At 46.6% G+C, this 8,238-nt stretch carries 6 protein-coding genes; all 6 read left to right on the top strand.

Annotated features, from left to right (window positions below; genetic code table 11):
* Positions 1-203 precede the first annotated feature (203 nt).
* The 6 genes from FS628_RS29680 (at position 204) to radA (ending at position 8,226) form a co-directional block, all read left to right on the top strand.
* Positions 204-1,379 (top strand): GNAT family N-acetyltransferase, encoded by a 1,176-nt coding sequence (locus tag FS628_RS29680; protein ID WP_145326584.1) that lies wholly within the window; start codon positions 204-206, stop codon positions 1,377-1,379.
* Positions 1,380-1,840: 461 nt separating this feature from the next.
* Complete coding sequence (locus FS628_RS29675) at positions 1,841-2,302, top strand: CtsR family transcriptional regulator (RefSeq protein WP_062836165.1); 462 nt, start codon at positions 1,841-1,843, stop codon at positions 2,300-2,302.
* 31 nt (positions 2,303-2,333) lie between these two features.
* Entirely contained in the window at positions 2,334-2,858 is a 525-nt protein-coding gene (locus tag FS628_RS29670; RefSeq protein WP_145326583.1) for a UvrB/UvrC motif-containing protein, read from the top strand.
* A gap of 28 nt (positions 2,859-2,886) precedes the next feature.
* Positions 2,887-3,957 (top strand): protein arginine kinase, encoded by a 1,071-nt coding sequence (locus FS628_RS29665; protein ID WP_145326582.1) that lies wholly within the window; start codon positions 2,887-2,889, stop codon positions 3,955-3,957.
* Between the two features lie 183 nt (positions 3,958-4,140).
* Positions 4,141-6,603: an ATP-dependent Clp protease ATP-binding subunit gene (locus tag FS628_RS29660; protein WP_145326581.1), complete on the top strand. Its 2,463-nt coding sequence runs from the start codon at positions 4,141-4,143 to the stop codon at positions 6,601-6,603.
* A gap of 255 nt (positions 6,604-6,858) precedes the next feature.
* Positions 6,859-8,226: a DNA repair protein RadA gene (gene radA, locus FS628_RS29655; protein ID WP_036671578.1), complete on the top strand. Its 1,368-nt coding sequence runs from the start codon at positions 6,859-6,861 to the stop codon at positions 8,224-8,226.
* Positions 8,227-8,238: the final 12 nt, after the last annotated feature.

The following is an 8,238-nucleotide window of genomic DNA, read 5'->3' as shown; positions in this document are numbered from 1 at the left end:
AGAGTAGGACGCCGCCAAGCAAAGAACCACTGCCGATGTTATTCGGTGGTGGTTTTTATTTGTTTATTTAAGGGGATGCGAAAGCATCTCTTATTTGACTTTGTAGGAATCCTCTGACACACTCATAGTGGATACATAGATTGCGTATCAGACTTTCATATGAAAATGATCTCAACATTCTAGAGAACGGGGTGCAGGATGAGATGGAAATTCAGAAATTGACGGTAAATGATTTTGAACCAGCGATGGCACTCTCCGAATATGCTTTTCAAGTGGTAATGAGTGAAGAACAAAAAGAAAAGCGGCGGAGTCAGTTTTCGTCACAGGATATATGGGGAGTATACGAGGAAGGGCAACTAGGAGCCAAACTTCACATTATCCCTTTTCAAACTTATATTCATGGTAGATCGTTCGAGATGGGTGGTATTGCTGGTGTAGCCACCTGGCCAGAGTATAGACGTAAAGGCTGGGTAGCGGGTCTGCTGAAGCATGCGTTGGAAGAAATGAACCGTAACAAACAAAGTATATCGTTCTTGCATCCTTTCTCTTTTGCTTTCTATCGGAAATACGGATGGGAGACCTATGTTGAATTTAAACGATATAAAGTGCCTACAGCGCATTTGCCTTCGAAAAAAGCGACACCTGGAACGATTCGGCGTGGCGATCCGGGTCTCAGCACATTAAAGCAAGTATACAGTACTTATGCTGAGCGTTATAACGGAACCTTGGTCCGGGATGATGCACGGTGGGAAAATTCAGTTCTTGTTCATGGGACCAGCCAGAAGGCTGTATATTACAATGAAAATGATGAAGCACAAGGTTATCTCTTATATGAGGTGAAGGAAAGTAAATTTACCATTAAAGAGATCATCTATCTGAATGAAGAGGCTAGGCAAGGGCTGTGGACCTTTATTGCCAATCATGATTCCATGATTCAGGAAGTGACGTTGCAGGCTCCAGCCAGTGATACGCTTGCTTTCCAATTGGATAACCCAAGGATTCAACAGGAGATTGTACCTTATTTTATGGCACGCATCGTTAGTGTAGAGCAGTTTATATCCCAGTATCCCTTTGCAAGCCAGGACTCACCGGTGCAGATTGTTCTTCAGGTAGAAGATGCCCACGCTCCATGGAATGAAGGGGTATGGCAATTAAACGTTGCAATGAACGGAACGGCGTCCATATGGAAGACATCCGAGCCAATCAATGATGATCAGACCATTAAGGTGGATATTCAATCCCTTACCGCGGTGTTAATGGGATATCGCAGACCGACGGAAATGGCACGGATCGGAAGAATTCAAGGACCAGAAGTAGCAATCAAGGCTTTGGAACAAGCGATTCCTGAACGGGAAACCTACTTGCTTGATTTCTTTTGATTACGATTTCTCTTCTTCATTTAACATGATTATCTTATATAGAAATACAGCGTTATTGTAAGACAAATGGACTTCTCCGGCAATTTTGGAGAGGTTTTTTTGTGTCTGGCGAATATTTCGTGTAAAATCGTAAAAAATGAATAGTGACCCCACTTGGCAAACCCACAAAATATGCTATAATGGTTATAAAGTCAAAGAAAGTCAAAGTCAACTAAAGGTTTAATACTTAAGTAGCTTTTCTTTCTGCAATCTGATGGATGAGCGCCAATATACGGGATTCATTTCATCGGAGGATCAAGGGAATATTAAAGGACCTTCGTGCTTCCTTCGCTCTCCTGTTGACGTCTGTGGAAGCAAGATTCGCTGTTTCCCGGATTGGTTAAATGGGTAGAGAAGGTGTACTCTGTGGGGGCGTGTGGGTCCTTATTGACTTAACGTTTCAGACAGTGGAGGATGATTGGATGCGTAATATCTCTGATATTATCGAACGATATCTGAAGAGTATTTTGCATGAAAGTCCCGAAGGAATGGTTGAAATTCAGCGTAATGATCTGGCAGATCAATTTTCATGTGTACCTTCCCAGATCAATTATGTCATCAGCACACGTTTTACCCTCGAGAAGGGATACCTGGTAGAGAGTAAACGCGGCGGTGGTGGTTATGTTCGCATACAGCGCATTGAATTACCGGCCCAATCAGCTCTGCATAATCATTTACACCATAGTATTGGTGATGAGATCGGGCAGACTGCTGCCGAAGGTCTGATCTATCAACTGGAAGAAGCACGCTTCTTGAGCAAGCGGGAAGCCGGGTTGATGCGAGCGGCTGTATCTAGAGAGGTTATATTGGTCAAACTTCCTTACCGGGATCAAATTCGTGCCAGAATGTTGAAGGCGATGTTAATATCTTTGCTCGGTAAATGAAAACTATCGGGGTCAAAGGAGGTACATCAATATGCTGTGCCAAGAATGCAATAAACGTCCGGCGACACTTCATTTTACGAAGATCGTGAATGGAGAGAAGACGGAATTCCATATTTGTGAGTCATGTGCCCGTGAAAAAGGGGAGATGATCCCTGGAACATCAGGCGGATTTTCCATTCACAACTTGTTGTCCGGGTTGCTTGATTTTGATCCAGCTGGCAAAAGTGGATCTGCAGGATCACCACCTGCAAAAGCACTACAATGTGAAGAGTGTGGTATGACGTACTCACAATTTAGCAAAATAGGCCGTTTCGGCTGCAGTTCATGTTATAAATATTTTGACAGTCGTCTGGACCCTTTGTTCAAGCGGGTTCATGGTAGTACATCCCATGTGGGCAAAGTGCCTGCACGTGCTGGTGGTCGCATCAAGGTGAAACGGCAAATCGCCGATCTGAAGCGTGAGCTTCAGGAGAGTATCGCCCAAGAGGAATTTGAAGAGGCGGCTCAGATCCGTGACCAGATTAGAGGACTTGAAAAAGGAATAGCTCAGGAGTAAAGTTTGTCATGAGTAGGAGGGATGCGTAATGCCTAATCTGCGCTTTACAGAGAAGGCGCTCAGCGACTGGATGCGTAGTGATGCGGCTGATTCCGAAATCGTCATTAGCAGCCGTGTCCGGATCGCACGCAACCTTCAGCATGTTCCGTTTCCGATGCTGGCTTCCAATGAGCAATCGGAAGAGGTGCTGAATAAGCTGAGCGAAGTACTTCAATACGATGACGTTCATGCCTTTGGGGATTTTCATACGCTGGATCTGCTCGATATTGACGAACTCGACAAACGAGTGCTGGTGGAGAAACATCTCATCAGTCCAAGTCTTGCGAATGAATCCAGGAATGGTGCGGTTATTCTCAGTGAGGATGAGTCTGTCAGTATTATGATTAACGAAGAGGATCATCTTCGTATCCAGTGCCTCTATCCGGGGTTCCAGGTGAAAGAAGCCTGGGAGAAAGCTTCCGCAATAGATGATGCTTTTGAAGCGCATGTGGATTATGCTTTTGATGATCGAAGAGGATACTTAACCAGTTGTCCTACCAATGTAGGTACAGGTGTCAGAGCATCGGTTATGATGCACCTGCCTGCCCTGGTGATGACGCAGCAGATAGGCCGTATTCTAACCGCAGTTTCCCAAGTGGGATTGACGGTAAGAGGAATATACGGTGAAGGTAGCGAGGCGATGGGTAACCTGTTCCAGATCTCGAACCAGATTACATTGGGACAGACCGAACAGGAAGTCATCGAGAACCTGCATGGTGTTGTATTACAGATGATAGGTCATGAGCGTACAGCCAGAGAACGGTTAATTACCGACTCCAAACTCCGTATTACGGATCGTGTCATGCGCTCTTACGGCATATTGTCTCATGCAGCTATTGTCGATTCAAAGGAAGCTGCACAGCGCTTATCGGATGTACGTCTTGGCGTGGATCTCGGCTTACTGGATGGATTGTCCATCACAGTAATGAATGAGTTGAATGTGATGACTCAGCCGGGATTCTTGCAGAAAACATTTGGGGAAGATATGCGCACAGATGAGCGTGACATCTACCGTGCTCAGTTGATTCGTGATACGATCAATGCAGCGAAGCAGTCCTAGCTTAGCCTGATATTGTATTGAATTATGGTTTCATGCCGCATTGCGGCTTTTATATAATAAGGCATGTATGAATGCCGAATGACTTTATTCGCAGCACGGCTGCAAACAAAAATGATATGAAGAATACGACGGGGATTGTTTGAATCCCTTCGTTTTATCCAAAACCATGGAGGTGCAGGAGATATGATGTTTGGAAGATTTACGGAACGGGCCCAAAAGGTGCTCGCACTCGCGCAGGAAGAAGCTGTCCGTCTCGGTCATAATAACATCGGTACTGAGCATATTTTGCTCGGCCTCATTCGTGAAGGTGAAGGCATCGCAGCCAAAGCACTGATCGGCCTGGGACTCGGATTGGAAAAAATTCAGGATGAAGTAGAAACGCTGATTGGCCGTGGCCAAGAGCAACCTACCAACATTGCATATACGCCACGTGCGAAAAAAGTAATTGAACTGTCTATGGACGAAGCTCGTAAATTGGGCCACACCTATGTAGGCACAGAGCATATCTTGCTCGGATTGATTCGTGAAGGCGAGGGTGTTGCAGCACGTGTGCTCAACAACCTGGGTATTAGCCTGAACAAAGCACGTCAACAAGTGCTGCAATTGCTTGGCAGCAGTGAAGCTGTATCCAGTCATAATGGAACACCTGCCAATGTAAGCACACCAACGCTGGATAGTCTGGCACGTGACCTTACGGCTTATGCCAGAGAGAATAACTTGGATCCGGTTATTGGACGTAGCAAAGAAATTGAGCGTGTCATTCAGGTACTCAGCCGTCGTACGAAGAACAACCCGGTATTGATCGGTGAACCTGGTGTAGGTAAAACAGCGATTGCTGAAGGCCTTGCACAAAAAATCATTGCGAATGAGATTCCGGAAACATTGCGTGACAAACGTGTAATGACCCTGGATATGGGTTCGGTAGTAGCTGGAACCAAATATCGTGGTGAGTTCGAAGATCGTCTGAAAAAAATCATGGATGAGATTCGCCAAGCAGGTAACATTGTCCTGTTTATCGATGAATTGCATACCTTGATTGGTGCAGGTGGAGCTGAAGGTGCCATCGATGCTTCTAACATTTTGAAACCGGCTCTGGCTCGTGGAGAATTGCAGTGCATTGGTGCAACAACGCTGGATGAGTATCGTAAATACATCGAAAAGGATGCAGCGCTTGAGCGTCGTTTCCAACCGATTACTGTAGATCAGCCTTCGCCGGAAGAAGCGATTCAAATCTTGCACGGCTTGCGTGACCGTTATGAGGCGCATCACCGCGTGAAAATTACGGATGAAGCGATTGTACAGGCGGTTAAATTGTCTGACCGTTACATTACAGACCGTTTCTTGCCAGACAAAGCGATTGACCTGATTGATGAAGCGGGCTCCAAAGTAAGATTGAACTCTTATACAATCCCACCAAACCTGAAACAACTGGAAAGCCGTCTGGAAGATATCCGTAAGGAAAAAGACGCTGCGGTTCAAAGCCAGGAGTTCGAAAAAGCAGCTGCTCTGCGTGATACGGAACAAAAAATCCGTGAAGAGCTGGATGTAACGAAGAACCAATGGAAAGAAAAACAAGGTCGCACGGATTCCGAAGTAACACCTGAGGATATCGCACAAGTGGTAGCCAACTGGACAGGAATTCCGGTGAACAAGCTAAAAGAAGAAGAGACACAACGTCTGATGAATCTGGAATCGATTCTGCATGAACGTGTCATTGGCCAGGATGAGGCTGTGAAATCGGTCAGCCGTGCGGTTCGTCGTGCTCGTGCTGGACTCAAAGATCCAAAACGTCCGATGGGTTCATTCATTTTCCTCGGTCCTACAGGGGTAGGTAAAACAGAACTTGCTCGCGCTCTGGCTGAAGCGATGTTCGGCGATGAAAATGCAGTGATCCGTATCGATATGTCCGAGTATGGCGAGAAGCATTCGACTTCCCGACTCGTCGGAGCGCCTCCTGGATACGTTGGATACGAAGAAGGTGGCCAGCTGACAGAGAAAGTTCGTCGCAAACCATATTCTGTAGTCCTGCTCGATGAGATCGAGAAAGCACATCCGGAAGTATTCAATATCTTGCTGCAAGTCCTTGAGGATGGTCGTCTGACGGATTCCAAAGGTCGCGTGGTTGACTTCCGGAATACGCTGATTATCCTGACATCCAACGTGGGTGCCGAAGCGATCAAACGTAACTCTACACTTGGCTTCACAGCGGTTGTGGATGCAGGTGCGGACTACGATAACATGAAGGGTAAAGTCATGGATGAGCTGAAGAAAAGTTTCCGTCCAGAGTTCCTTAACCGGATTGATGAAATTATCGTATTCCACTCTCTGGAACAGAAACACATTGCAGAGATTGTTACCCTCATGAGCGAGGAGCTTCGGAAACGTCTACGTGAATACGAGGTTGATTTCGAACTCACCGACAATGCCAAGGATTTCCTTGCCAAAGCCGGCTTCGATCCAGCTTACGGTGCGCGTCCGCTTCGTCGGGCGATCCAGAAGCATATCGAAGACAAATTGTCTGAGGAGTTGCTCACAGGTAACGTAACCAAAGGTGATTCGTTGCTCATTGACGAAGAGAACGGTGCACTGTCTGTAACAAAAAAAGACGTGATTGTTCCTACTAATGAGGAAATCGAAACCAAATAATATATAGCAAGCTGAGTTAAACTCCAGCTTGTAGTGATCCTTAATCCTTCTCGGCTTCGGCCGGGGAGGATTTTTTGCATTTTGGACAGAAGACGGACATGATTATGTCAGGAACATGTGTAAAGTTTGCGATAATCCTTTACGAAAAATCTCAAACAATGGTAAACTTTTAGTAACCCTGCGCGTCAGGGAGTTAGGCAAAATTCGTCGAATAATGCAAAATGCTGTTATAAAACTAATTATAGGAGTGCTGAAGTGGCCAAAGTTAAAACTAAGTTTCAATGTACGGAATGCGGCTATGAAGCCCCCAAATGGTACGGTAAGTGTCCAGGTTGTCAGTCATGGAATTCAATGGTGGAAGAAACAGAGACGGTAGTCAAAACACAAGGAAGAAATTCTCCCCTGTTTGACAGTAAAGATAAACCGCTTCCTATCATAGATATAGATAGTGGTCAGGAACCGCGTGTACAGACTGGAATCGGAGAGTTGAACCGGGTATTGGGTGGCGGAATCGTTCCAGGCTCACTCGTTCTGGTGGGCGGAGATCCGGGTATCGGTAAATCAACGTTGATGTTGCAGACGTCCCATGCTTTAACGCACTCGGGTTTGCGTGTGTTATATGTTTCCGGTGAGGAATCAGTAAAGCAAACCAAACTGCGGGCGGACCGTCTCGGGGCACTATCTGCCGAGTTGTATGTGCTGTGTGAAACCAATATGGAACGTGTAGAGGAAGCGGTGGATCAGATCCAGCCGCATTTTCTTGTCATCGACTCCATTCAGACGGTATATCTTCCCGAAGTTACCAGTGCGCCTGGTAGTGTAGCACAGGTAAGGGAATGTACGTCAAGGTTCATGCGGATTGCGAAAGGCAGGGGCATTGCAACGGTTCTTGTGGGGCATGTTACCAAAGAAGGAGCCATTGCCGGTCCACGTATGTTAGAGCATATGGTGGATTGCGTGCTTTATTTTGAAGGAGAGCGTCACCATACGTATCGCCTACTGCGTGCGGTGAAGAACCGTTTTGGTTCCACCAATGAGATTGGTATTTTTGAAATGGGCGAGGATGGACTTCGTGAAGTGGGCAATCCGTCTGAACTCTTCTTGTCGGAACGCCCACTGGGTGTAGCGGGTTCTACGGTAGTTGCCAGTATGGAGGGTACACGTCCTTTGCTTGTGGAATTGCAGGCATTGATCTCAACCACTCATTTCCCTTCTCCCCGCCGCATGGCAACAGGGGTAGATCTGCATCGATTAAATCTGATCATTGCAGTGCTAGAGAAACGAATGGGCATGTTTTTACAGACCCAGGATGCATATCTGAATGTAGCTGGAGGAGTGAGGCTGGATGAGCCCGCTGTAGACTTGGCGGTTGCCGTCAGCATTGCATCCAGTTTGAGAGATGTACCGACCAAGCCGGACGACGTCATCTTTGGCGAGATCGGTCTGACAGGTGAAGTTCGAGCCGTATCACGGGCCGAACAACGAGTAAAGGAAGCCGCAAAGCTGGGCTTCAAGCGAGTCATTTTACCGGAAAAAAGCTTAAAGGGCTGGAAACATCCTCGCGGGATACAACTGATCGGTGTGAATACCGTGGCAGATGCACTAGCGGTTGCTTTAGATTAGGGGGCATAACAA

Origin of the sequence: Paenibacillus xylanexedens (assembly GCF_007676705.1) — a bacterium.
In the GTDB taxonomy this organism is placed as follows: domain Bacteria; phylum Bacillota; class Bacilli; order Paenibacillales; family Paenibacillaceae; genus Paenibacillus; species Paenibacillus xylanexedens_C.
This window is presented reverse-complemented; position numbering and strand designations above follow the sequence as displayed.

What these genes read in the sequence shown, in the direction of transcription:
- FS628_RS29660 (WP_145326581.1), top strand. Translation starts at nt 4,141, where the DNA reads ATGATGTTTGGAAGATTTACGGAACGGGCCCAAAAGGTGCTCGCACTC.
- FS628_RS29670 (WP_145326583.1), top strand. Translation starts at nt 2,334, where the DNA reads ATGCTGTGCCAAGAATGCAATAAACGTCCGGCGACACTTCATTTTACG.
- FS628_RS29680 (WP_145326584.1), top strand. Translation starts at nt 204, where the DNA reads ATGGAAATTCAGAAATTGACGGTAAATGATTTTGAACCAGCGATGGCA.
- FS628_RS29665 (WP_145326582.1), top strand. Translation starts at nt 2,887, where the DNA reads ATGCCTAATCTGCGCTTTACAGAGAAGGCGCTCAGCGACTGGATGCGT.
- FS628_RS29675 (WP_062836165.1), top strand. Translation starts at nt 1,841, where the DNA reads ATGCGTAATATCTCTGATATTATCGAACGATATCTGAAGAGTATTTTG.